Here is a 23,082-nt window from a genome sequence, read left to right as displayed (position 1 = left end):
CTCACGGAGACGAACATGAGCCAGCCCTTTCGTACGATTCAGCAATACGTGCTCGGCACGTTGCGCGCCGAGATTCTAAGCGGCGTGTATCCACCGAACTCGCGGCTGCGGCAGGAAGAGATCGCCAAACGCCTCAGCGTCAGTACGACGCCGGTGCGCGAAGCGTTCCGCGACCTGCGCGCGGAAGGGCTGGTCTCGATCGACCCCAACAAGGGCGTCGTCACGCGCGCGCTCACGGCCGCGGACGTCAGCGAAATCTACGAACTGCGCATGGTGCTCGAGCCGATGCTGTCCCAACGCGCCTGCAGGCATGCCACCGATGGCGACCTCGCCGCCGCCGAAAAGGTGCATGATGAAATGTGCGCGACATTGTCGTCCGAGAGATGGGCCATCCTCAATGAGGAGTTCCACAAGCATCTGATGGCGAGCGCCGCCGGCACGCGTCTCTTTGAACTGGTCGAAGGGCTGTCGCTGGTCGCGCGGCCTTACGTGTCCCTCTCGATGCACGTCAAGAGCGATATCCTCGACAGCAACAACCGCGAGCATGCCGATCTCCTCGACGCCTACCGCGCCCGCGATATGCGCGCCGTGCATGAGCAGACGTACGCGCATCTCGAGAACACGCGCGATGCGATCATCGCCTGTGTCGGGCAGGCCTTGCCTTCGCCAGCGGCGGCTTGAGCTCTTATCCGATTCCTCCTCGATGCCCATGACGCACGACTCTCTCGTCTCTCTCTCCGCCGTCGATGCGCGCCGACTGATCGGCGATCGCAGTGTCTCGCCAGTCGAACTGCTTGACGCGTGCATCGCGCGCATCGAAGCGATTAACCCTGCCGTCAACGCGATGGCGGCGACGTGTTTCGAACGTGCGCGCGACGAAGCGCGTCGCGCGGAAGCGGCGGTGATGCGTGGCGAGCCGCTCGGCTTGCTGCATGGCGTGCCCATCGGCGTGAAAGATCTGGAAGAGACCGCCGGCGTACTCACGACGTATGGCTCGAAGCTCTTCCGCGCAAACGTTCCGGACGAGGACAACGGGATGGTCGCACGCATTCGGGCGGCGGGCGCCATCGTGACAACCAAGACCAACACGCCCGAAATGGGCGCGGGTGCGAACACCCGCAACGACGTCTGGGGCGCGACGGGCAACCCCTTTGCGCCGCTGCTGAACGCGGGGGGGTCGTCGGGCGGATCGGCCGCAGCGCTCGCAACCGGCATGCTCCCGCTCTGCACCGGCTCGGACACGGGCGGATCGCTGCGCATTCCAGCCGCGCTCTGCGGGATTGTGGGACTGCGGCCATCGCCGGGACTCGTGCCGGGCGACCGGCGCGAACTCGGGTGGGCACCGATTACCGTGAGCGGCCCGATGGCCCGTACCGTCGCCGATGTGCGGTTGCTGCTTGCCGCGCAGGCTGGCTTCGACGCGCGCGATCCGCTAGCTCACGACGTCGATTCGGCCGCGCTTGCGCAGCGCCGTCCGATCGATGCGTCGGGGCTGCGCATCGGCTTTACCGATGACTTCGGGGTATGCGCGCTCGACGACGCATCCCGCGCGACGTTCCGCGCGAAGGTCGACAAGATCGCACGGCACGTGGCGGTGTGCGAACCGGTATGCATCGACATGAGCGGCATCGACCGATGCTTCGACGTAGTGCGCGCGCAGAACTTCGTTGCGCAGTTCGCGGAAATCTATGAGCGCGATCCGTCGCAGCTTGGACCCAATACGCGCGCGAACTTCGAGCTGGGCGCATCGATGACGCTCGGCGACGCCGTTTGGGCGCACAAGATGCAAACGACGCTGTATCGACGCTTCCAGTCGCTCGTGCAGCACTATGACGTGATCGTTTCGCCGACGGTGTCCGTCACGCCATTTCCGTGGTCCCAATGGCATCTCGAAGCGATCAATGGCAAGCCGCTCGATACGTACTATCGCTGGCTGGGACTGACTTACCTCGTTTCGCTGATGACCAATCCGGCGTTGTCGCTGCCGTGCGGGGTCGATCATGCCGGCATGCCGTTTGGTGTGCAGTTGGTCGGCCCAGCGCGTGGAGATGGGCGGTTGCTGGACATTTCGGAGGCGCTCGAAGCGGCATTTGCTACGGACGACGCGCTGCGGCGACCTGCGCCGGATCTTAAAGCACTGTCCGAGCCGGTCCCTGAGCTGCGGTCTATCGTGTCGTCCGCGCCGATCTTATCGAATCGTTCGAGGATGGCCTAGTGACGGCTTGACGACAAACTCAGGCTGTCATTCGTGATGCGAGCCCAAGAGGGATCTTGCCAGCTCTCTTGGCGATATTCGATAACTGGACTTCAGCATAAAGACATGTTTACAAGGCCTGTCGTGCGATGCAGGAGGCGCAGGCGGATAGCCTTCTCCGGTGCGCTGAAACGCCGGGACAGGCCCGAATCCGGCGCCCAGATCCGTCCCACGCGAAAAGCGGGCTAGTGGCGCAACGGGGCGGGCCTTTGACGAAAGAGAATGCCCCGAGCGCGTTATTCGTCAAGCGAAGCGTTGCGGTGACCCACACGAGGCATCCAGGCGCGTGCGGGAGGGGGCGATGTTGCGGATCGACGCACGCCGCCGCTGGTGGTACCGAAGAAAATTACCGAAGAAAATCGACATGAGGGCCAAACTCGCGGTCGCTGAACGTTGCCTGGGCTTTAATCAAGGTAGACCAATGTTTCTATCGCCGATGGGCCGCCGCTTCAGCCGCCGTGTCATGGTATTCCTTGAATTTCGTGATTCTTCCGTTTTCGATCGTGAAGACGTGAGGCAGCGCTCTCCGGGAACAAGCGGCACCACGCCGCTCGCCGGCTCCACGTATGGCAATCCGATTTCTTCTTCATCGCTTCATCGAGCGGCGAGTCGCGGACAAGCCGCGCACGCGACTCATGTGAAACGTTGAACGGCTGCTTCGGAGGGGATGACTGGCCGGAGCGGGTCCGGCTGCTGTCGATCGCTGCATCGCGCTGCCCTGGCGTGCATATGCCGCTTGCATGAGGCACTGAACGGCCAGTTGCGGACCTGCGCAGCGAAGGCGCAAATGCTCGATAGTAGCCATTGGCCGCGCGACCGCCTGATGGAAGTGTTAGGGCGGGTCGAGCGCACTCACCATGACGTAGTACCCGTCAGGATCGCGGAGCGCAAACTCTTTGGTTCCGGTGTTGGGGTTCACGTTGGGCTCCTCTTCGAGTCCGGCGACAAGCGCGCGGGCTCTCAGCAGCGCATCGTCGAAATCATCGATACGAAAGAACAAAAGCAGTCCGTTGCCAGGTTCCGCACGGTCGCGACTAGCCAGCGGAGGATGCTCGTGCGCGCCCCACCGGTGAAGGCATAGCAAGACCGTTCCATCCGTGTCGACGATTTGCCCGAAGTAGTCATGCGCTGGCAGCGTTTCCGGTTGTCCGAACAGCGACTGATACCACTTGAAGCTGCGGGCCACATCAGCAACACCAATGATTGTCCATGTGCGTTTCATCGGCTTCTCCTGCGGCCCATATATGACGTCCGCTTTCCCAGCGATTGAACGACCGCTGCCAGGCAGCTTGAAGGGCCGTATCGGGTCGACTTGCGCCAACCGCGCCGGCTGCGCGCTTTGCCGGTGACGCCCAGTCGAGATATGGTTGCCAGTCCACGAAGCGGAGTCGCTCGAAACTGGCACTAAGCCTTACACAGAACTGTAGTCAAGTGCCCGGATATCAGGATCCGCTCAACCAGCGGAGCGTCGGGTAGGGAAATCCGACGACCCAAACACCGTTCGCGCTGAAGTCCCACGTCGGGCCGAAGCTCGCCGGCTCGGTCAGTTGTTCGTCCGTGAGTCCGCTTGAGCTCGCCACCGGTGTGCCCGAGCCGACGCCTGCCGTCGCCCCGGACGACTCGCTGTTCCAGAACACGTCCGCGGCGATCCGGCCGCTATTCGTGCCCGCGATACCGCCTGTCGTTGCACCCGGATCAGGCGCGAGCGTCGACACCGAATAGGACTCGCGGATGACGCCCGCATTGCGGCCAACGAGGCCGCCAACTACTGCGCCACCCGTCACGCCACCCGCCACGATTTCCTCTGCATAAGATTGGTTGATCCCGCCATTGTTCACGCCGACGAGTCCGCCGATCGTGGCTTGCGCACCGCCCGTCACCGCGCCCAACGTGACAGACTGGTCGATGCAACCGTCGTTCGTACCGGCAAGACCACCGACCGTGCCCGCCCCGCTTACGCTCACCCCGGCGAATGACTGTTCAACGCGGCCCCGATTTTCGCCGACGATCCCTCCGGCCACGCTGCTTGTGTCGCCCGTGGATTGGACGCTACCGAAGACGCCGACCTGCACGATGAGCCCATAGTTGGTGCCGGCGAGCAAGCCGACCGGTCCTGCGGAGGAGGTCGCTGAGCTTTGTGTGAGATCAAAATTGCGCACGACGCCGGTTTTGCCGATCACGCCGAAAAGCCCGGTATCGGCGTCGCCGGGGATATTGAGTCCCGTGACGCCGCCATGGCCCATTCCGTCGAACTGGCCGGTGAACGGTGTGGCGGCGGTGCCGATGCCGTTGAAATTCACCGGATCCAGGAAATCGATTGCCCGGTTGCCCAACGCATAGTTGCCAGCGAGGTTGTTGTTCACCGCACTAAGGTCTGCCAGGTAGTTAATTAGCTGATAGGCGGTGATCTGCGTCACCAGGCCACTAAACGGCGCGGCACTCCAGGAAGGATTGCTGCGCAACGTACCGGGCGTGTATCTGCCGTTCATGTCGTAGAGCGCCGTGACGATGCCCGTGCTTCGCGACCAGTCGATGGTGCCCAGGTTGGTCACGCTGCCGCCGTTGTCGAATCCATGCCAGTCGGCATTGAGAATCAGCGAGCCTGTGCCGCGATTGGCGATGGTCGCGTTCGGCGCAATGGTCAGCGAGTGCGCCGCGTCGAGCGTCAGCGACGCGGCGCCGTGCCAGCGAATGCTCGCGTCGATAGCGATGTCTCCCTCGCCGGTCGCCCCTAGCAGGCCGTCGCCGCCGTTCGCGTCCACGTTGATCGAGGCACCGTGGCTCAGGCTTGCACTCAGCGTGCGAGCGGTGGAGGCGTCCGTGATGAAGTCCCCCGTTGTGATGTTCCAGGTTTTCGCCTGAACGTCCGCGCCGCCGACCTCGACCTCCTTGCCGGACATATCGACCGCGCCGCCGCTGCCGTCCGCATTGCGTGCGCTGATCTGCGCCCCGCGCGCGTCGACGCTACCGGTGTTGATAACTGAAGTGGCGGTATCGGTGTTCGCGACGAGCCACACGTGGCCGGCGCGTGACGCAGTGCCGGTGGCGCGCAGCGCTCCCGAATGACCCGCGAGCGCGAAAATGTTGCCGTCGGCCGCCTGCAAATTGATGATAGCCGCCTGCACCGAGCCCGTGTTCGTCACCGTGCCGCCGCTTCCGACGTCCACGAAAACTTGCTGATCCGTGCCGTCAAGCAGACGGCCCTGACGCCCCACGGCAAGTTCGGCATTGCCGGTTGGCGCATCGATTGTCCCTGCGTTCGTGACCTTGTTAGCCGATATGAGGAACACGTCCCCGCCCGACGAGATGAGTCTGCCGAGATTGATCACATTCGCCGTGGAGCTGCCCGTGTAGACCGACCCACCGATCGCGGGCGGATTCAAAAATGTGTCGTTGGGGATGTCGAGCGTCGAAGCGACGAAGCGCCCGCCCGTCGAGACCACGCCGTTTCGCCCGATTAGAACCCCATGCGGGTTGACAAGGTAAATACTGCCGGTGCCGCTCAGCGTGCCGAGGATCGCGGAGAAGTCGTTACCCGTCACGCGATTGAGTGTCGCGCCCGTGCCGTTGTTGATCGAAACCGTGCCGTGCGGTCCGATCGAGAAACTGTCCCATTCGATGATCCCCCGCGAGCCCGTTTGCGTGATGTTCAGGTTCGTGCCGTTCTGAGCAATGCTTCCTGAGCCGCCTATGAAGCGGCCGCCTTGCGGCAGCGGTCCTGCCGCGAAGGCCTGTTGCCCAGAGAACAGTTCAGTCAGTGCAAGCGCGATGACCAGCGAGATGTTTCGCGACCACCGACAGCTTCCAGGTGCGCGCCGTAGACGCGACAATCTAGCAGCAGGGCTCATACGTCCCCGTGTAAGCGCAAGACGGTCGGCACGCGCGAGGAAAGGGCGCGAACTGCGCGACCGTGTATGAAGAATAGCGGGAGACGTTGTCGGGATGCGCCTAAATCTACGCGTTTTGCGCCCCTTGTCGGCACGTGTGTGCTCTGCTCACCGTCAGTTGTCCCTTGGATATCTGCCGTAGAGCCTCCACGAGACAGAGTGGCGGCAACACGCCCTGAGCCAGTCCGTCAAGTGGTTTCAGAGGAAAGCGTGGTGCTTCCTGGAAGCGTCGCGCGTTCGAGAAGTGGCGAGCCATGTGTTCTCAACGCGTTCAGATAGGCGCTCTCATCGTAGGGTTTTCCCGTCTGCCAGCAACGGTAGAGGATGCGTATCCATTTGAACGCCAGCGCCCTCGCCCCGCCCCGATCACCTTTTTGTTGAATCCGAGCAAGTTTCTTCCAATTCTTCAAGGGGCCGGTTCATTGGCGCGGAAAAACGCCGATCGGACAAAACTGTCATCGCTAAAGGCTACTTTAGAATCAATCCGTTATCCATTACTTGAAAGAAAATCCATCTTCAACTTTAACTTTGCAAATAACAGCCAGCTTCTCGTTTAGCAGGACCACGGCAGCCTCCACTAGACCGGAGCTTTGTCGTTCATCTTCTGCTTTCCCCGGATTCGTGTTTTGCTTTAATCGCCAGGGGTTAAGGAATTAAGCAGAAGATGAAGACAAAATCCAGCTTCCACTTTAATGCAAATTTTTTCACGAAATGCTTTATTGTTTCAGCAAACGCTTTAATTTATCCTCACGACGACGCTTAGCTTCGTCATGCACTAAAAATAGTCTCGCACGAAATGGAACAGGCGGATCTCTGCATCGGATCGTGCCACAGACCCGCCCAATCCAAAAGGGCTGGCACGGCAACGCATTACGTGATGCCGCAACGGCTGACTGATCCGCCGCGCGACCTTGGCGTCGTAGCCATCCGGTCGCGACTGAGTTCACCAGTCGTCCAACTCATGCGTACCGGTCGCCCCAGTTTTGCAACCAAAGATTGGTCGCTCATCAATGAAGGCCGACGACAGCTGCGATTTCAGGCAAATGCCGGCTGGCTCTTGACGCTCGGGCGTTCGCGCACTCTCGCGTACCAGGCGAGAAGGGCTTCGTACTCTGCGGGCACCGGCAGCTTCACGATCGACGCAAAGACCAAGCCGCCAATGACGGTGATGTCGGCCATCGAGAACGCATCCCCGGCGACAAAAGGCTGCTTTTTCAGGACGTCATTGAAGTACTGCATGCCCCTGAGGGTGATCTCGCTGAGGCTGTCGGCATCAAGGCCGCGAGCATCTACCATCACTTCGCAAGCAAGTCCGATCTCGGAGCAGCGGTGGCGAGGCGTTATTGGGAGGACTCGGCAGCCACGCTGGATGCACTTTGGGTCGAATCCGCGAATCCGAGCGACTGTCTGCGCCGCTATCCGGATACATTTCGCAAGGCACTGGAGCGTGATAATCGCATATGCCTCTGCAGCTTCATGGCCGCCGAATCTGATGACTTGCCGGAGGCGGTGACGAAAGAGGTCCAAACCTTTGCTGATGTGAATGTTGCATGGCTGAGCAAGGTGCTATCCACCACGGCCATTGTCCGCGCCGAGGAGCGCGAGGGGCGTGCTCGCGCCATCTTCGCAGCCGTCGCTGGCGCTCAACTCATCGCCAGAAGTCGCGCGGATATCTCTGTCTATGATGGCTTAATTGAAAGCTATCGTATTGCTGGTCTTTTGCCGGCATAGCAGCAGAAAAAAAGTCGGTACGACGCCTCCTGGCCTTCGAGGTGCAGGTGCCGGTGTGCCGGATGGGCGAAGCGAGCGATATCGCCACAGCGGCGCTATTTCTGGCGACTGACGTTTCGCGGTACATGTTGGGCGCGGAGTCGGTGGTCGACGGCGGCATCTCGCTGCTCTAATATCTCGGCCCAAGACCCTCGCATTGGTGATCGCACATGTATTGCTATCCGAAGATCGAACAGTCCGATTTGCCGCCGACCTCGCAGCTGAGACGGTCGTACGGCCTGGCTGATTTCGCGGACGCGTTCTCGGTGGACCTGCCAGAAAGAGCCTGCCACGACGCAGAGGCTCTCGCACGACACGTCTTTGCCAGGCAGCCGGCATGGATTGGCATGCTGCTGAGATTCCGCGACATTCTCGTGCGGCCGTTCGGCTTGAAGACAGCAGTTGACCTCAAGGAGAAAGGAGGCGACAGGATAAGCCTATTTCACGTATTCGAACGATATGACGACGAGATCGTTCTCGGCGAGGATGACACGCATCTGGATTTCCGCGTGTCGGTCCTCGTGCAGCCGTCATCTCACGGGCGATCCCGCCTCATAGTGACGACGCTCGTCTTCTACAATCGTCCGCTGGGGCGAGCCTATATTACGCTCATCGCACCTTTTCATCGGGTTGTCGTACGAGCCTCGCTTCATCGAGCGCAGCGGCTAGGATGGCCCAATGCATAACGGCGATCCACTGAGCCGTCTGCGCGGCTCAGCCAGAGAGCAGGCGGTGGCACCGCCTGCCGTCGCCGTTGATATCAACTGCTTGAATTCCGAGGTATCGAAGGGCGGCACCAACGGCCGAAACGAGATGCAACGGCCATTCGCTCGGTCAGATTGGCCAGCACGTTGTCGGCCTAAGCGGTCAGTCTCCAGGGTGCTCAGTAGCGACGTGCTCAGTAGCGACGACCTGAGCGTCCGCTTTCGCAGTATCCGGATCATAATCCGCCTCCGAATGGACAAACTCGGTTCGAATCCGACATGGTCCACCAAGTCTCGCTTGGGTCCGCGGATATCTGCTTTGAATTCGGACCGCTCCGTAGGGGGGCGAATTGCGGGGGCCGGATTTCGTTCCGTGACCCTGTCGGCCCTACTTGCACAGCGGATTTTATATGTCACGCTATGACAATTTTGCGGGGGAGTCGCTAATGGTACATAACCCCGGCGCTTATGATAGGAAATCGCGCCTACCGGGCCCCCCCTAATAGACCTAATAGACCTAATAGAGCTGTAAGACTTCCTTGATCTGACGCATGGATAACCTGTTGTTCGGCATTCGCACTCCCGACGCAAAAACGTCGAGGGTGCCATGGGTTACCCGCGTGGTTACCTCACATTCCAGCGCTCGACTTCACGTGAAATTCATGCTCGGGCAGTCGTGGAATCCGCGCTCGGGCAAGTGTGGAATCTGCGCTCGACTTGCCGTCGAATACGCACTTGTACGTCGCGTCAGGGACACGATGTCCGTTCTCGCGTACTGCAATGGCCTACGCTCTGGCGCCGTCTCTCAGCATCTCAGGTCAGCTTATTGCGAGAAAACGGTTTATTGCGCGACTGGCGACACTTCGAACACGCAGTGGTCGTGGCCTTCCGCTGCGCATTGCACTTCCTTCGACTGCGAGCGCGGAGCGCCCTCGCCAGCTTCAGTAGTGTCGTTCACCCAGTCCATAGCGCCGGCGAACCAGCCCGCGAACATGTAGCAAAGCTTGCCGTGCTTGCCCGGTTGCGCCAGCACGAAGGATGAGTGACGGAGTTCGACGCGCCCACGCGCGCTCACCGGATCGACTTCGACGATCGTGAAGATGCCCCATCCTCGTTGCGAAAGACGCTTCACGTAATGCTCGAATACGGCTATGCCACTGATGCCGTGCTGCTTTGCTTCCTTGTCGCACCAGTGATAGGCCGACTTGTAACCCGCCTTGTAGAGGATCTCCGCGTAGGCATCACGCCCGAGCGCCTCTTCGACAGCCTTGTGATTGTTCGTGAAGAAATGGCGCGGGACGTACAGCATCGGCAGTGCGTCAGAGGTCCAGACGCCAGTGTTCGGATCGACGTCGATCGGCAGTTGCGGTTGCATCGCGAGGGTGCTCCGAGGAGTGAGTTTCGGTTCGCGCGGGCGCTCGTCACGGCGCCCGTCGCGTTTCGATGAATGAGGATCGGGCTTCGGTGCTTATGCGCCCCAGACATCGCGGAACACGCGCACCCAGTTTTCGCCCATGATCTTGCGGATGCGCGTCTCGCTCCAGCCTGCGCGCTGCATGGCCGCGGTGAGGTTCGGGAACTCGCCGATCGTGCGGATGCCTTCCGGGTTCACGACCTTGCCGAAGTTCGTCAGACGGCGATAGCGGCCCTTGTCGTGCGTGAGCCAGTCGAAGAAGTCGACGCTGTAGCCCTGCGTGAAATCGGTGCCGATGCCCACCGTATCTTCGCCGGCCAGGTTGACGACATAGTCGATGGCTTCGATGTAGTCCTCGACCGTCGCATCGATTCCGCGCTTGAGGAACGGCGCGAACATCGTCACGCCGATGAAGCCGCCGGCCTCGGCGATTTCCTTCAGCTGTTCATCGGACTTGTTGCGCGGGTGCTCCTTGAGACCCGACGGCAGGCAATGCGAATAGCAGACCGGCTTCTTCGAGAACGCAATGGCCTCCGACGACGTATTGCCACCAACGTGCGACAGATCGACCATGATCCCGACGCGGTTCATTTCGGTAATCACTTCGCGGCCGAAATCCGACAGCCCACCGTCGCGCTCATAGCAACCGGTGCCGACCAGGTTCTGCGTGTTGTAGCAAAGCTGCACGACGCGCACGCCCATGTCGGCGAAGGCTTCGATATAGCCGAGGTTGTCCTCGAACGCATGCGCGTTCTGGAAGCCCAGGATCACCCCAGTGCGGTTTTCCTTCTTCGCACGCGCGATGTCTTCGGTGGTGCGCACGAGCGTCAGCAACTCACTGTTTGCGCGGATCTGCTGCTTCATCAACGAGATGTTGTCGACGGTCTTCGTAAAGCTCTCCCACACCGACACCGTACAGTTGGCCGCGGTGATGCCGCCCTTCCTCATGTCCTCGAACACCGAGCGGTCGAATTTCGAAATGTTCAGGCCGTCGATGATGATGCTGTTCTCATGCAGATTGCTCATTCGATGCTCCGTATAGGCTTCTGGCGCGTGGGGTCGCTATGGCTGTGCGCAAGCTTGGAGGATCAGGCGGCCAACCTCGCGGAATTCGCCGACGCCAAAGCCGCGCGTCGTGCCGGCCGGCAGTCTCGGGAAAGCTTCGAACGATCCGGGCTACCTGAGCGGTCGCTGCGCTCCGAGCATCTCGCCTATAGCTGGGTCGTTGTCAGTGCCCACATCTTGCAAGGACATTCGTGAAGTTTCTGGAAGCATCATCCCGCCGATCAGGCCCATGAAAGATACGGCGATCAGATACAAAGCGGGCGACAGATTGTTTCCGGTCGTGCCGATCAACCAGGTAGCGACCAACGGCGCGGTGCCCCCGAAGATCGTGTAGGCGAGGTTATAGGTAATGGCCGACCCGGTATAGCGCATCCTGGTTGGGAACACTTCCGACAACAACGCAGCCGTCACCACGCCCGACAACACCGCGCCTGTCGCGAGCATTGCCACGCCGATCAGTGCTGACAGAAATTGTCCCGAGCCGGCGAGCGAGAACGAGGGATAGACGATTACGATTAACAGCGCGCACGTGGTGAATAATGTCATGCGGCGTCCGGCGAAGTCAGAATACAGGCCGGCAAGCGGACAAATGGCCGCAGCAAACAAAAGTGCTACAACGGTGATCAGCAGCGAAGTTGCGCGACTCATGTGTCCTACGACCTGCAGATATGTCGCGAAATAGGTAGTAAAGGTATAGAAGGACAATGCTGTCACTGAAATAAATGCACCGAGCTTCAGAATGCCGCCCGCCTGCGTACGGAACGTTTCGCGCAACGGCGCATGCGCCACCTGGTGCTCGCCTTCAAGAGCGCGGAAGGCGGGTGTTTCATTGAGACTGATGCGCAGGTACAGCCCGATGAGCCCGATGGGTGCGGACGCGAGGAACGGCACGCGCCATCCCCACGCGCTCATTGCATCAGCCGAAAGCGTTGCATCAAGCGCATAAGCGACGACGGCCGCGATCGCAAATGAAGAAAAAGTCGACACGGGAACAAAGCTGCCGTACCAGCCGCGTTTGTTTTGCGGGGCGTGCTCCATTACGTAGGCACAGGCGCCAGCATACTCACCACCGGCCGAAAAGCCCTGCACGCAGCGAATCACGGTTAGCAACAACGGCGCGAGAGCACCGATGGCGGCGTAGGTCGGCAGCAAGCCGATCAGTGTGGTCGCCCCGGCCATCATCAAGATGGTCAGCGCCAGCGTGCGTTTGCGCCCAATCCTATCTCCAATTACGCCAAACACTATGCCACCGACCGGACGAAATGCGAAAGCCACTGCAAACACCGCGAAAGTCTTCAGGAGGCCCGCGGAAGGATCGCTGTTCGGAAAAAACTCGCTAGTGAGGATAGTTGCGAGGAAACCATACGCTGCGAAATCGAACCATTCAACAAAGTTACCAATCGAGGCAGCCATGATGACTTTGCGCAGTGTTCTAATATCGACTTCAGGGGACGGTGCCTTAGACATTCGATACTCCCGTAGTTGCTGTGAGCGTGCCGTGAAAGCATCACCCACATGCGTAATCGATCGCGCTTCAAAAAGTAAGGATCGATAGAGAGTAGAAGGGACCAAAAGTCGGCGTCATAGAACATTCCCGCCATTACGTTGTAACGAGAGCGCCAGGTTTTCAGCGCGCTGATTCGGCTTCCGGTATTTTGAGCGAGGCGGAGGGTCGGCCGGGATTCGCAAAAAATCCGCCGTATCCCGCATCTCCCATCCCGACCTAAGCCACTGATTTGAATGCGAAATCGATCGCCGGATCGAGCGGAGGCACGGGTCGCCGGAGATCGAGCAGAGAGTCACCGAGCGCGTCGTCCAGGCTGAAGAAGCGCTGGTTGCGTAGGCGGGCGATGACCCATCTCTGCGCCAGAAGGACCGACAACTCTGCTTTCGGCTTATCGCGGGGTTTTTTACTCCGGGTTGGAATGACCGCCACGAAGTAATGCGAAGCCATCTCCTGACGGATCTTCCTCTGGCCAAATTGGCCGCCTTCGCCTTATGTATCAAGGCTCGCGTGCGGTGGGTTGGCCCGATGGCGGCGCGGTGGCGGTCGCGATCTGGCTTGCCGCGTTGATGCCGCATTGCGGCGGACGCTAGCACGCGCCTTTGGCGCATCAACGAAGCGGAGCCACGCCTTCCACGATGCCCGCCGGCATGCAGATGTGCTTGATCTCGGTGAAGTCGGCGAGCGCGTCGTAACCGTGCAGACGCCCGAGCCCGCTTTGCCGGTAGCCGCCCGTTTCCGCTTCCGCGAACAGCTTGTTGTGATCGTTGATCCACACTGTCCCGTTGCGCAGCGCCCGCGCGGTGCGCAACGCGCGCGCGCCGTCGTGCGTCCACACGCTGGCCGACAGGCCGAAGACCGTATCGTTGGCCTTCTCAAGTGCTTCCTGCTCGCTTTCAAAAACTTCGAGCGCGACGAACAGCCCGAAAATCTCGTCCTGACAGAAGAACGCCTTCGGATCGCCATGCTCGACGAGCGTCGGCGACAGAAACGCATGGCCGGAGCCCGCGCCGCGCAGCACGTCCTGGCGCAGACGTGCATCCTGCGCCCACGTCGTGCGATCGAACACATGGCGCGCGGCGGCGATGGCGGCATCGGCTTCATCCGCGCCGCCGTCGGCGAACTGGCCGATGGCCTCGCCCGTGGCGGGATCGATGCTGTCGAGCGTAGGCGTGCCGGTCCATTCGCCGGCAATCCAGCGTGATGCGTTCATGCGGAGCGTTCCTTCAAAGAAGGGGATGGTTCGTTACACGAAATATTCGAGGCTTGATGCAGCTCGTCGCCGATGATCGCGATCAGCGCTTCGGCCGCCGCGCTCAACGGCCTTCGCGGATGGCTCACGCAGACGACATGCCGCACGATGCGCGGCGCGAGAATCGGGCACGCGCGCAAGGTGCCATGCCGCGCCGCGCGCTCGACCACGATGCGCGGCAGGATCGTCGCAAAGCGCGTGTTTTCGACGAGCTTGAGGATGGTCGAGAGCACGTCGATTTCGAAGCGCGGCGCGAGCAGCACGTCTTCATGCTGCGCGGCGCTGTCGAGCACGCCGCGCAGGCCGTGGCGCTTGGTCGGCAGCACGAGTTCCAGTTCGGGCAGCTGCGCGAGTTCAATGGCGTGCGGCAGATCGGGGCCGTGCGCGGCGCTGGTTGCGAGCACCATCTCTTCGTCGAGCAGCGCGCGGGAGTCGAGCGACAGACGCGCGCGCGGCTTGTTGATGATCGCGGCATCCAGCTGACCGCCCGCCACCCAGTCGATGAAAGTCGCGCTGTAGCCGTCGGCGACCGTGACTTCGACATCCGGATATTGCGCATGAAAGCGCGAGAGCGAATCCGCGAGCACGCTCTCCGTGACCGACGCAATCAGCCCGATGCCGACGTGTCCCGTCACGACTTCATCGCGCTGAACGATCTGCTGCCGCGCGTGTGCGAGGTCGCGCATGATCGGCAGAAACAGGCGATACATCAGCCGCCCCGCCGCGGTCGGCGCCATGCCGTGCGCGCCGCGCTCGAAGAGTTGCTGATGCAGTTCGTCCTCGAGCTTCGCGATCTGCATGCTGAGCGCGGGCTGCACGATATTCAGGCGCTTGGCCGCCCGCGTAACCGAGCCGTCCTCGAACAGCGCGATGAAGTACTGAATTTGCTTGAGGTCCATCTCACCCCTCGTGCATCAGCGATGCTAATAGCCACCACCTGCATTATCACGTCGAACGGTGCGTGCCTGCCGCGCGCCGTTGCCGCCCGCGCCCGCCAGTACGGGTTGCGGGACGGATCTATTGATACGTAACCGCAAGAACGCTGTCATCGGGGCTAACACTGATATAAGAGTGAATGATCCAGCGCATCAGAAAACACTATTAGAAGTTATGGCGCGATATCGCTACGCTTGACCCCATCGCTCGCTGCGGCATCACTTTGCCGGGCACAGCACAGATGGAGACGCTGATGAACATACGCGATGCCGCAAAGAACGGAATTTCCTCATTCTCGTGGGCCCCGGAAGGCTCGGAGGCGTGCTCGCTCTCGCTGCGCGACTGGCTCGCGCATCTCGCGAAGACGGGACGCCTCGCGACCATCGACAAGCCGGTTGCGCTCGAACACGAACTCGCCGCTATCGCCAAACGCCTCGACGGCACGCAGGCGGCGTTTTTCACGCGCCCCGGCGGCCATGCGGTTCCGGTCGTGAGCGGATTCATGTCGAAGCGGGCGTGGATTGCCGAAGCAATGGGCGTCGACGAAGCCGCTTTGCTCGCACGTTTTTCCGCCGCTGCCGCCGAGCCGCTCGCGTCGAAAGTCATTGCTCGTGAGGACGCGCCGTGCCAGCAAGTGGCGCATACGAGCGGAATCGATCTGCACGCGCTTCTGCCTATTCCCACGCATAGCGAGCATGACAACGGCCCGTACGTCACCGCGGGTCTCGTGATTGCGCGCAATCCGCGCACCGGCGTGCAGAACGTGTCGATCAACCGCATTCAGGTGCATGGCCGCGATCGCATGGCGATTCTGCTGCTGCCGCGCCATCTCTACGCGTTCCAGCGCGCCGCCGAGGAAGCGGGCGATGCGCTCGACGTGGCCGTCGCCATTGGCGTCGATCCGCTGACGATGCTCGCTTCGCAAGCGATCACGCCCATCGATAACGACGAACTCGAAATCGCCGGCGCGCTGCACGGCGCGCCGCTGCCGGTCGCGCAATGCGTGACGAGCGGTGTGCATGTGCCCGCGTTCGCGGAGATCGTCATAGAAGGACGCATTCTGCCGAACGTGCGCGAGCCGGAAGGCCCATTCGGCGAGTTCCCAAAGTACTACAGCGCGAAGGAAGCGCGCGAAGTCATTGAAGTGACGGCGGTGACGCATCGGCGCGACCCGATTTTTCATACGATCGTGCCGGCCGAAATGGAGCATCTGCTGCTCGGCGCGATTCCGCGCGAAGCGACGCTCCTCGCGCACCTTCAGCGCAGCCATCCGGCGGTGAAGGACGTGCATCTGTCGGTAGGCGGTGTGTGCCGCTATCACCTGTGGGTGCAGTTCGACAAGAAACGCGAAGGCGAAGCGAAGAACGTGATTCTCTGCGCGTTCGGCGCGCATTACGACATCAAGCTGGTCGTCGTCGTGGATACGGACGTGAACGTGCACGATCCCGCAGAAATCGAATGGGCGATTGCGACGCGCTTTCAGGCCGACCGCGATCTCGTCGTCGTCGCGGGCGCGCAAGGCTCGCCGCTCGATCCCTCGACGACGGTCGGCCAGCCCGACGACGCCCCCGCGCATCTGCAAGGCATCAGCGCGAAGATGGGACTCGACGCGACGCGCCCGGTCGTCTATCCGGCGCATGTCTTCACACGCGTGCGCATCCCGGGTCAGGACACCGCGGATCTGACCGCGCTCGTCGCCGCCGACAACAGCGCGCTCGACGCCTACCTCGCGCGCGATCATGGCTGAGCGGAAGAAGCGCATCGTCGTGGGCATATCGGGCGCGAGCGGCGCGGTCATCGGCGTGCGGCTGCTCGCTGCGCTGCGGCGCCTCGGCACGCACGAGACGCATCTGATCGTGTCGGCGTCGGGTGCAGTGACGGCGGCGCAGGAGCTCGGCCTCACGCGCGGCGACGTCGACCAACTCGCGGACGTCGTGCATAACGTGCGCGATATCGGCGCGGCCGTGGCGAGCGGTTCGTTCCTCAGCGAAGGCATGGTGATTGCACCGTGTTCGATGAAAACGCTCGCGGGTGTCGCGAACGGCTTCGCGGACAATCTGCTGACCCGCGCCGCCGACGTGATGCTCAAGGAGCGCCGCCGCCTCGTGCTGGTCGCGCGCGAGACGCCGCTCAATCTCGCGCATCTGCGCAACATGACGCTCGCGACCGAAATGGGCGCCATCGTAATGCCGCCGGTGCCGGCGTTCTATGCGCATCCGAAGACCATCGACGATGTCGTCGATCACACGGTCGGGCGCATTCTGGATCTGCTCGGCATCGAGCACGGCGAGATTGCGCGCCGCTGGAGCGGTCTCGCCGATGAATTCGGCAGCCGCGGCGAAGATGACGGAGTGACGCCATGAATCAGCGCGAAACCGGATTTGCCGATATCAACGCGCGCGTGGCCGACAGCGATGCCGCGAAGCCGCGGCGCCACGTCGGCCAGCCGCTGCAGCGCTTCGAAGACCCCGCGATTCTCACGGGCCGCGGCCGCTACGGCGACGATATCGCCGTGAAGCCCGGCACGCTGCACGCAGCGATTCTGCGCTCGCCGCACGCGCATGCGGAACTCGTTTCCATCGATACCGAAGCCGCATCGAAGCTGCACGGCGTGCACGCCGTGCTCACGCGCGACGATCTGCGTCCGTGGTCGCGACCCTTCGTCGTCGGCGTGAAGTCGCCGATGGAGCAGTGGGCGCTCGCGATGGACCGCGTGCGCTACGTCGGCGAGCCGGTGGCGGTGGTGATGGCGGAATCCCGCGCGCTAGCGGAAGACGCGCTCGACCTCATCAAGGTCGACTACGCGATGCTCGATCCGGTCACGTCCATCGAACAATCGGTGCGGGGCGATGCGCCGGTGCTGCACGAGCGCGTCGGCAGCAACGTGATCAGCGACCGGCGTTTCCGCTATGGCGAACCGGAAGCCGCGTTCGAAAACGCGCCGCATCGCGTGAAGCTCGTCGCGCACTATCCGCGCAACACGTGCGCGCCGATCGAATGCGGCGTGGTCATCGCCGAGTATCTGTCGGGCGGCGAAGGCTATGACGTCACATCCAATTTCATGGGACCGTTTTCGCTGCACGCCGTCATGGCGATGGCGCTCAACGTTCCCGCGAACCGTCTGCGTCATAAGGCCCCGCGCGATTCCGGCGGCAGCTTCGGCGTCAAGCAGGCGGTGTTTCCGTATGTCGTGCTGATGTGCCTCGCCTCGCGCAAGGCCGGCGCGCCGGTGAAATGGGTCGAGGACCGGCTCGAACACCTGAGCGCGGCGACTTCCGCGACCGCGCGCCTTTCGACCATCGAAGCGGCCGTTGAAAGCGATGGCCGCATCGTCGCGCTTTCCTACGATCAACTGGAAGATATCGGCGGCTACGTGCGCGCGCCCGAACCCGCGACCTTCTACCGGATGCACGGCTGCCTGACGGGCGCATATGCCATTCCGAATCTCGTCGTGCGCAACCGCGTCGTGCTCACGAACAAGACGCCGACCGGCCTCGTGCGCGGCTTCGGCGGACCGCAGGTCTACTTCGCGCTGGAGCGGCTCATTCAGCGTATCGCCGTCGAACTGAGGCTCGATGTGCTCGATGTGTACCGCCGCAACTTCGTTCCCGCCGATGCCTTTCCGTATCGCGCGACGGCGGGCGCGCTGCTCGACTCCGGCAACTATCAGGAAGCGCTGCGCCGCTCGATGACCGAAGGCGGCTACGACGAACTCGTCGCGCGACGCGACGCGGCGCGCAAAGTTGGGCGTCTTTATGGCATCGGCTTCGCGGCGATCGTGGAGCCGTCGGTATCGAACATGGGATACATCACGACTGTGATGCCGCCCGACGCCCGCAAGAAAGCCGGGCCGAAGAACGGCGCGATCGCCAGCGCGACGGTGAGCGTCGATCTGCTCGGCGGCGTGGTCGTCACCATCGCGTCGACGCCAGCGGGCCAGGGCCACATGACGGTGTGCGCGCAAGTCGTCGCGGATGTGCTCGGGCTCGACCCGAAGGACATCGTCGTGAACGTCGAATTCGATACGCACAAGGACGCGTGGTCCGTCGCGGCGGGCAATTATTCGAGCCGATTCGCGGGCGCGGTGGCCGGCACGGTGCATCTGGCCGCGACCCGCGTGCGCGAAAAGCTCGCGCGCATTCTCGCGAAGCAGTTCGGCTGCGCGCCCGGCGACGTGCGCTTCGAAGGCGCGCGCGTCTTTCCGAACGGTGCCGAAGAGCGCGCGTTGCCGTTCGCGCGCGCCGCAAGCAATGCGCCGCACTGGGCGCCCGCGCTGTTACCGGAAGGCGAGGAGCCGGGTCTGCGCGAGAGCGTCTTCTGGTCGCCGCCGCACATGGACGCGCCCGACGAGCAGGATCGCATCAACACGTCGGCGGCGTATGGCTTCGCGTTCGACATGTGCGGCGTGGAAGTAGACCGCGTGACGGGGCGCGTGCGCATCGACCGTTATGTGACGACGCACGACGCCGGCACGCTACTCAATCCCGCACTCGCCGATGGCCAGATTCGCGGCGCGTTCGCGCAAGGCGTCGGCGCGGCGCTGATGGAAGAGTTCCGCTACGGTGCGGACGGCAGTTTCCAGTCCGGCACGCTCGCCGACTATCTGATGCCGACGACCTGCGAAGTGCCCGACCCGGTGATCGTACATCTGGAGACGCCGTCGCCCTTCACGCCGCTCGGCGCGAAGGGGCTCGGCGAAGGCAACAACATGAGCACGCCGCCGTGCATCGCGAATGCGGTGGCCGATGCCCTCGGCGTCGACGATATCCGCCTGCCGCTCACGCCGCCCAAAGTGATGGCGCTGATCGGCATCGACGATCCCGAACCGTCGCGGCCCGAACTGCGCGAAGCACCGGCTGCGAAGCCCGCGACGCCGGGCGGCAAGGCGTTGACGGCGCGCGGCACGGTCGATTTGCCCGCGACGCCCGAAGCCGTGTTCGGCGTGCTGCTCGACCCGAAGGCGCTCGCGAAGGTCATTCCCGGCTGCCATGCGCTCGACGAGACCGCGCCGAATCAGTATCGCGCGGACGTGACGGTGGGCGTCGGCATGATCAAGGCGCGCTTCGAGGCGCGCATCGGCTTGTCGGAGATCGACGCGCCGCACCGGCTGCGGCTCGCGGGCGCGGGCATCTCGCCGCTCGGCAGCGCGCGCGGCAACGGTCTCGTCGAACTGACGCCGCAGGGAACCGGCACGCGCCTCACTTATGACTATGAAGCGCAGGTGTCGGGCAAGGTGGCGGCGGTCGGCGCACGCATGCTCGAAGGCGCGGCGAAGGTCGTGCTCAAGCAATTGTTCGAATCGCTCGGACGGCAGGCGGCGGGCCAGCCCGTCGAGCAGCGCAAGTCGTGGATTGCGCGGATTTTGGCCCGCTTCAGGAGGCACGTATGAAGCCCGCGCCGTTCGATTATCTGCGCGCCATGACGACGCAAGACGCGCTCGACGCCCTCGCGCAAACCGGCGACGACGCGCGCGTGCTGGCGGGCGGTCAATCGCTGATGGCCGTGCTCAACATGCGGCTCGCGCAGCCGCGCGTGTTGGTCGATATCTCGCGCACCGCCGAACTCGACGCCGTGCGCGTGGATGACAAAGCAGGCCATCTCGTCGTGAGCGCGGCGGCGACGCAAGGCAGCGTCGAATGGCGTCCCACGCTGCGCGACGAAGTGCCGATGCTCGCGATGGCGTTCCCGCATATCTCGCATTTTCAGATTCGCAATCGCGGGACGGTGTGCGGCTCCGTCGCGCATGCGGACCCGAGCGCAGAACTGCCGCTGGTGCTGGCCGCGCTCGGCGGCGACGTGATGCTGCGCTCGAAAAAGAAGCGCCGCACGCTCGCCGCGCAGGATTTTTTTCAGGGAATGCTGATGACCGCGCGCGAGCCAAACGAACTCGTGGAAGCCGTGCGCTTTCCGCTCAGGAAGCCCGGCGAACGCTATGCGTTCACCGAGTTCTCGGCGCGGCACGGCGATTTCGCGATCGTCGCGTGCGCGGCGGTGGTGACGGACGATTCGATCCGTATCGCGGTCGGCGGCGTCGCGGACCGGCCGGTGGCGGAAAGCTGGCCGCGTCTGACAGGCGACGACCTGCGCGGCGCATTGAACGACCTGAGCTGGAAGCTGAACGCGCAGGACGACGCGTACATCAGCGCGAAATATCGACGCAATCTCGTCCGGCAACTGGGATGGCGTGTGATCGAGGAGGCTACGTGAGCAGCAACACATCGGACAACATCATGCGGCAAGGGGAGCAGCGGCGCATCACGCTGACGCTCAATGGCCGCGAACGCAGCGGCCATTGCGAGCCGCGCGAACTGCTGTCGGATTTCATCCGCCACGAACTGGGCGCGACCGGCACGCATGTCGGCTGCGAGCATGGCGTGTGCGGCGCATGCACGGTGCACGTGGATGGCGTCGCGGCGCGCTCGTGCCTGATGCTCGCGGTGCAGGCCGATGCGCGGCGCATCGACACAGTCGAAGGTCTTGCGCCCGACCAGACGCTCGGCGATTTGCAGCAGGCGTTCCAGCGCCATCACGCGCTGCAATGCGGCTTCTGCACGGCGGGCATTCTGATGTCATGTGCGGACTATCTGCAGCGCGTGCCGAATCCGACCGAGGATCAGGTGCGCGACATGCTCTCGGGCCATATCTGCCGCTGTACCGGCTATACGCCGATCGTCGCGGCCGTGCTCGATGTGGCAGCGCGTCGTCAGGTCGAGGCGCGCGGCGAGAAGGAGGCCGAACATGCTTGATCTCGGCCGCACGTTTCTGCAAAGCGTCGAGCGCAGCCCGAACGCGCTCGCGCTCGTCGATGGCGACATGCAACTGACCTATGCGCAGTGGCATCGCATAATTCTGAATGTCGCCGATGCCCTGCGCGAACTCGGGCTGCAACGCGGCGACCGGTTGCTCGTCGTGCTGCAAAACCGCTGGGAAATGGCGACGCTGCACTGGGCGGGGCAATTCTCGGGCATCGTGATCGTGCCGCTCAACTGGCGCGCGAAGCCGGAGGAAGTCGAGTACTGCGTGACGGATGCGGGCGTGAAGGCGATCGTATACGAACCCGTTTGCGCCGATGGCGTCGTGGAAAGCGCCGCCGCGCAGCACGTGCCGCGCATCGGTCTGGACGACGCCCCCGGCCGCACGATGGCCTTCGACGCGCTGCTCGCGGAACGCACGCGCACCGGCGAGACGACGCACGCCACCGCCGACGATATCTCGCTGATCCTCTACACGTCCGGCACGACCGGCAAGCCGAAGGGTGTCCCGCGCCGTCATCGGCATGAACGCGCGGGCGCGCTCGCGCACGTCGCGCAGAACCTGTACCGGCGCGGCGAACGCACGCTCGGCGTGATGCCGCTTTATCACACGATGGGCGTGCGCTCGCTGCTTTCGATGGCGCTCGTCGATGGCGTCTTCGTCTGCGTGCGTCGCTGGAACGCGAAGCTCGCGCTCGAATCCATCGCGAAGTACGCGCTCACGTGCCTCTATCTCGTGCCGACGCTTTATCACGATCTGCTCGCGGACAGCGCGTTCGCCAGCACCGATACGTCGTCGGTCAGAAAGCTAGGCTTCGCGGGTGCGCCGATGAACGATGGTTTGCTCAAGCGCCTGTCGGCTGCGTTCGAGCCGGAGATCTTCGTCAATCACTACGGTTCGTCCGAGGTCTACACGGTCAGCATCGATCAGGACGCGACGCGCAAGCCGGGCAGCGCCGGGCGCGCGGGCGTGAACACGCGGCTGCGCGTCGTGAAGCTCGACGCCGTGTCGCCCGATGAGATCGCACAGGCCGGCGAGGAAGGCCAGATCATCGCGGACCTGCTCGGCGACGAAGCATTCGAAGGCTACTGGAACCGCCCGGACGCGAACGCGAAGTCGCTGCGCGAGGGCTGGTATTTCACCGGCGACACCGGCTATTTCGACCGCGACGGAGATTTGTACGTGACCGGCCGCGTCGACGACATGATCATCAGCGGCGGCGAAAACATCTCGCCGGTGGATATCGAATCGGTGCTCTCGCTGCATCCGGCCGTCGATGAAGTCGCGGTCGCGGGCGTCAAGGACGAGCGCTGGGGCCAGCGCGTGGTCGCGTTCATCAAGCGCCGCGAACACGTCGATGCCGAGGCGCTCGACGCCTGGTGCCGCCAGTCCGACCTCGTCAACTTCAAGCGCCCGCGCGACTACGTGTTCGTCGACGATATTCCGAAGTCGCCGGTCGGCAAGATTCTGCGCCGCAAGCTCTCGGCGGGCGAATACGCATCCGACGGCAACGTTCAACCTACACAGACCACAAAGGAGTAAT

General features: G+C 62.9%; 20 protein-coding genes and 2 pseudogenes. 11 read left to right on the top strand and 11 right to left on the bottom strand.

Features of this window, described 5'->3' with window-relative positions; all coding sequences use genetic code 11:
• Window positions 1-48: 48 nt before the first annotated feature.
• Together F6X37_RS25140 and F6X37_RS25135 are read left to right on the top strand one after the other, a co-directional pair.
• Window positions 49-681 carry a GntR family transcriptional regulator gene (locus F6X37_RS25140; RefSeq protein WP_316251998.1) on the top strand — a complete coding sequence of 211 codons (633 nt, stop codon included), beginning with the start codon at window positions 49-51 and terminating at the stop codon, window positions 679-681.
• Between the two features lie 28 nt (window positions 682-709).
• Complete coding sequence (locus tag F6X37_RS25135) at window positions 710-2,215, top strand: amidase (protein ID WP_187613168.1); 1,506 nt, start codon at window positions 710-712, stop codon at window positions 2,213-2,215.
• A gap of 466 nt (window positions 2,216-2,681) precedes the next feature.
• On the opposite strand, the pseudogene F6X37_RS37685 reads toward F6X37_RS25135, so the two are convergent.
• The 5 genes and pseudogenes from F6X37_RS37685 to F6X37_RS25110 form a co-directional block, all read right to left on the bottom strand.
• A pseudogene (locus tag F6X37_RS37685) lies at window positions 2,682-2,768 on the bottom strand (ketosteroid isomerase); the annotation flags it as partial.
• A 318-nt stretch (window positions 2,769-3,086) separates the two neighbouring features.
• On the bottom strand, window positions 3,087-3,476 hold the full coding sequence (locus F6X37_RS25125) for a VOC family protein (protein WP_090810234.1): 390 nt from the start codon (window positions 3,474-3,476) through the stop codon (window positions 3,087-3,089).
• A 220-nt stretch (window positions 3,477-3,696) separates the two neighbouring features.
• Window positions 3,697-6,102 (bottom strand): beta strand repeat-containing protein, encoded by a 2,406-nt coding sequence (locus F6X37_RS25120; protein WP_187613166.1) that lies wholly within the window; start codon window positions 6,100-6,102, stop codon window positions 3,697-3,699.
• A gap of 227 nt (window positions 6,103-6,329) precedes the next feature.
• Window positions 6,330-6,551: a hypothetical protein gene (locus F6X37_RS25115; RefSeq protein ID WP_187613203.1), complete on the bottom strand. Its 222-nt coding sequence runs from the start codon at window positions 6,549-6,551 to the stop codon at window positions 6,330-6,332.
• Between the two features lie 625 nt (window positions 6,552-7,176).
• Window positions 7,177-7,389 (bottom strand): annotated as a pseudogene (locus F6X37_RS25110) (glutathione binding-like protein); the annotation flags it as partial.
• Here F6X37_RS25110 and F6X37_RS25105 point away from each other — a divergent pair.
• From F6X37_RS25105 to F6X37_RS25095, 3 genes are read left to right on the top strand one after another with little or no spacing between them, the layout of a single operon-like run.
• The gene (locus F6X37_RS25105) at window positions 7,348-7,872 is read left to right on the top strand and encodes a TetR/AcrR family transcriptional regulator (RefSeq protein WP_262420017.1); all 525 of its coding nucleotides are present in this window, start codon (window positions 7,348-7,350) and stop codon (window positions 7,870-7,872) included. The pseudogene F6X37_RS25110 and the gene F6X37_RS25105 sit on opposite strands and share 42 nt — an antisense overlap.
• Complete coding sequence (locus F6X37_RS36440; RefSeq protein WP_187613198.1) at window positions 7,869-8,045, top strand: SDR family oxidoreductase; 177 nt, start codon at window positions 7,869-7,871, stop codon at window positions 8,043-8,045. The genes F6X37_RS25105 and F6X37_RS36440 overlap by 4 nt, the downstream gene beginning before the upstream one ends.
• 36 nt (window positions 8,046-8,081) lie before the next feature.
• Window positions 8,082-8,597, top strand: a complete 516-nt coding sequence (locus F6X37_RS25095) for a DUF2867 domain-containing protein (RefSeq protein ID WP_090807386.1) — start codon at window positions 8,082-8,084, stop codon at window positions 8,595-8,597.
• Between the two features lie 859 nt (window positions 8,598-9,456).
• On the opposite strand, the gene F6X37_RS25090 is transcribed toward F6X37_RS25095, so the two are convergent.
• The 6 genes from F6X37_RS25090 to F6X37_RS25065 form a co-directional block, all read right to left on the bottom strand.
• Window positions 9,457-9,990, bottom strand: coding sequence for a DUF5943 domain-containing protein (locus tag F6X37_RS25090; protein WP_187613165.1), 534 nt, complete (start codon window positions 9,988-9,990; stop codon window positions 9,457-9,459).
• A gap of 93 nt (window positions 9,991-10,083) precedes the next feature.
• Complete coding sequence (locus F6X37_RS25085; protein WP_090807390.1) at window positions 10,084-11,055, bottom strand: dipeptidase; 972 nt, start codon at window positions 11,053-11,055, stop codon at window positions 10,084-10,086.
• Between the two features lie 150 nt (window positions 11,056-11,205).
• Window positions 11,206-12,561 carry an MFS transporter gene (locus F6X37_RS25080; RefSeq protein WP_187613164.1) on the bottom strand — a complete coding sequence of 452 codons (1,356 nt, stop codon included), beginning with the start codon at window positions 12,559-12,561 and terminating at the stop codon, window positions 11,206-11,208.
• A gap of 256 nt (window positions 12,562-12,817) precedes the next feature.
• Window positions 12,818-13,048, bottom strand: a complete 231-nt coding sequence (locus tag F6X37_RS25075; RefSeq protein ID WP_187613163.1) for a hypothetical protein — start codon at window positions 13,046-13,048, stop codon at window positions 12,818-12,820.
• Between the two features lie 160 nt (window positions 13,049-13,208).
• Window positions 13,209-13,811, bottom strand: a complete 603-nt coding sequence (locus F6X37_RS25070; RefSeq protein ID WP_187613162.1) for an aldehyde dehydrogenase family protein — start codon at window positions 13,809-13,811, stop codon at window positions 13,209-13,211.
• Complete coding sequence (locus F6X37_RS25065; protein ID WP_187613161.1) at window positions 13,808-14,749, bottom strand: LysR family transcriptional regulator; 942 nt, start codon at window positions 14,747-14,749, stop codon at window positions 13,808-13,810. Before F6X37_RS25065 ends, F6X37_RS25070 begins: the two co-directional genes overlap by 4 nt.
• Window positions 14,750-15,039: 290 nt before the next feature.
• Here F6X37_RS25065 and F6X37_RS25060 point away from each other — a divergent pair, with 290 nt between their 5' ends.
• Genes F6X37_RS25060 through F6X37_RS25035 form a run of 6 tightly spaced genes read left to right on the top strand, consistent with a single transcriptional unit; the run spans window position 15,040 to window position 23,081 of the window.
• Window positions 15,040-16,533, top strand: coding sequence for a UbiD family decarboxylase (locus tag F6X37_RS25060; RefSeq protein ID WP_187613160.1), 1,494 nt, complete (start codon window positions 15,040-15,042; stop codon window positions 16,531-16,533).
• Entirely contained in the window at window positions 16,526-17,149 is a 624-nt protein-coding gene (locus F6X37_RS25055; RefSeq protein WP_090807398.1) for a UbiX family flavin prenyltransferase, read from the top strand. The genes F6X37_RS25060 and F6X37_RS25055 overlap by 8 nt, the downstream gene beginning before the upstream one ends.
• A complete protein-coding gene (locus tag F6X37_RS25050) occupies window positions 17,146-20,175 on the top strand; it encodes a xanthine dehydrogenase family protein molybdopterin-binding subunit (protein ID WP_187613159.1) in 3,030 nt (1,009 codons plus the stop codon). Before F6X37_RS25055 ends, F6X37_RS25050 begins: the two co-directional genes overlap by 4 nt.
• The gene (locus tag F6X37_RS25045; protein WP_187613158.1) at window positions 20,172-20,993 is read left to right on the top strand and encodes an FAD binding domain-containing protein; all 822 of its coding nucleotides are present in this window, start codon (window positions 20,172-20,174) and stop codon (window positions 20,991-20,993) included. The genes F6X37_RS25050 and F6X37_RS25045 overlap by 4 nt, the downstream gene beginning before the upstream one ends.
• A 23-nt stretch (window positions 20,994-21,016) precedes the next feature.
• Window positions 21,017-21,532 (top strand): (2Fe-2S)-binding protein, encoded by a 516-nt coding sequence (locus tag F6X37_RS25040; protein ID WP_244145040.1) that lies wholly within the window; start codon window positions 21,017-21,019, stop codon window positions 21,530-21,532.
• Complete coding sequence (locus F6X37_RS25035) at window positions 21,525-23,081, top strand: AMP-binding protein (protein ID WP_187613156.1); 1,557 nt, start codon at window positions 21,525-21,527, stop codon at window positions 23,079-23,081. Before F6X37_RS25040 ends, F6X37_RS25035 begins: the two co-directional genes overlap by 8 nt.
• Window position 23,082: the final 1 nt, after the last annotated feature.

It is taken from the genome of Paraburkholderia sp. 31.1 (genome assembly GCF_014397645.1).
GTDB lineage: Bacteria > Pseudomonadota > Gammaproteobacteria > Burkholderiales > Burkholderiaceae > Paraburkholderia > Paraburkholderia tuberum.
This window is presented reverse-complemented; position numbering and strand designations above follow the sequence as displayed.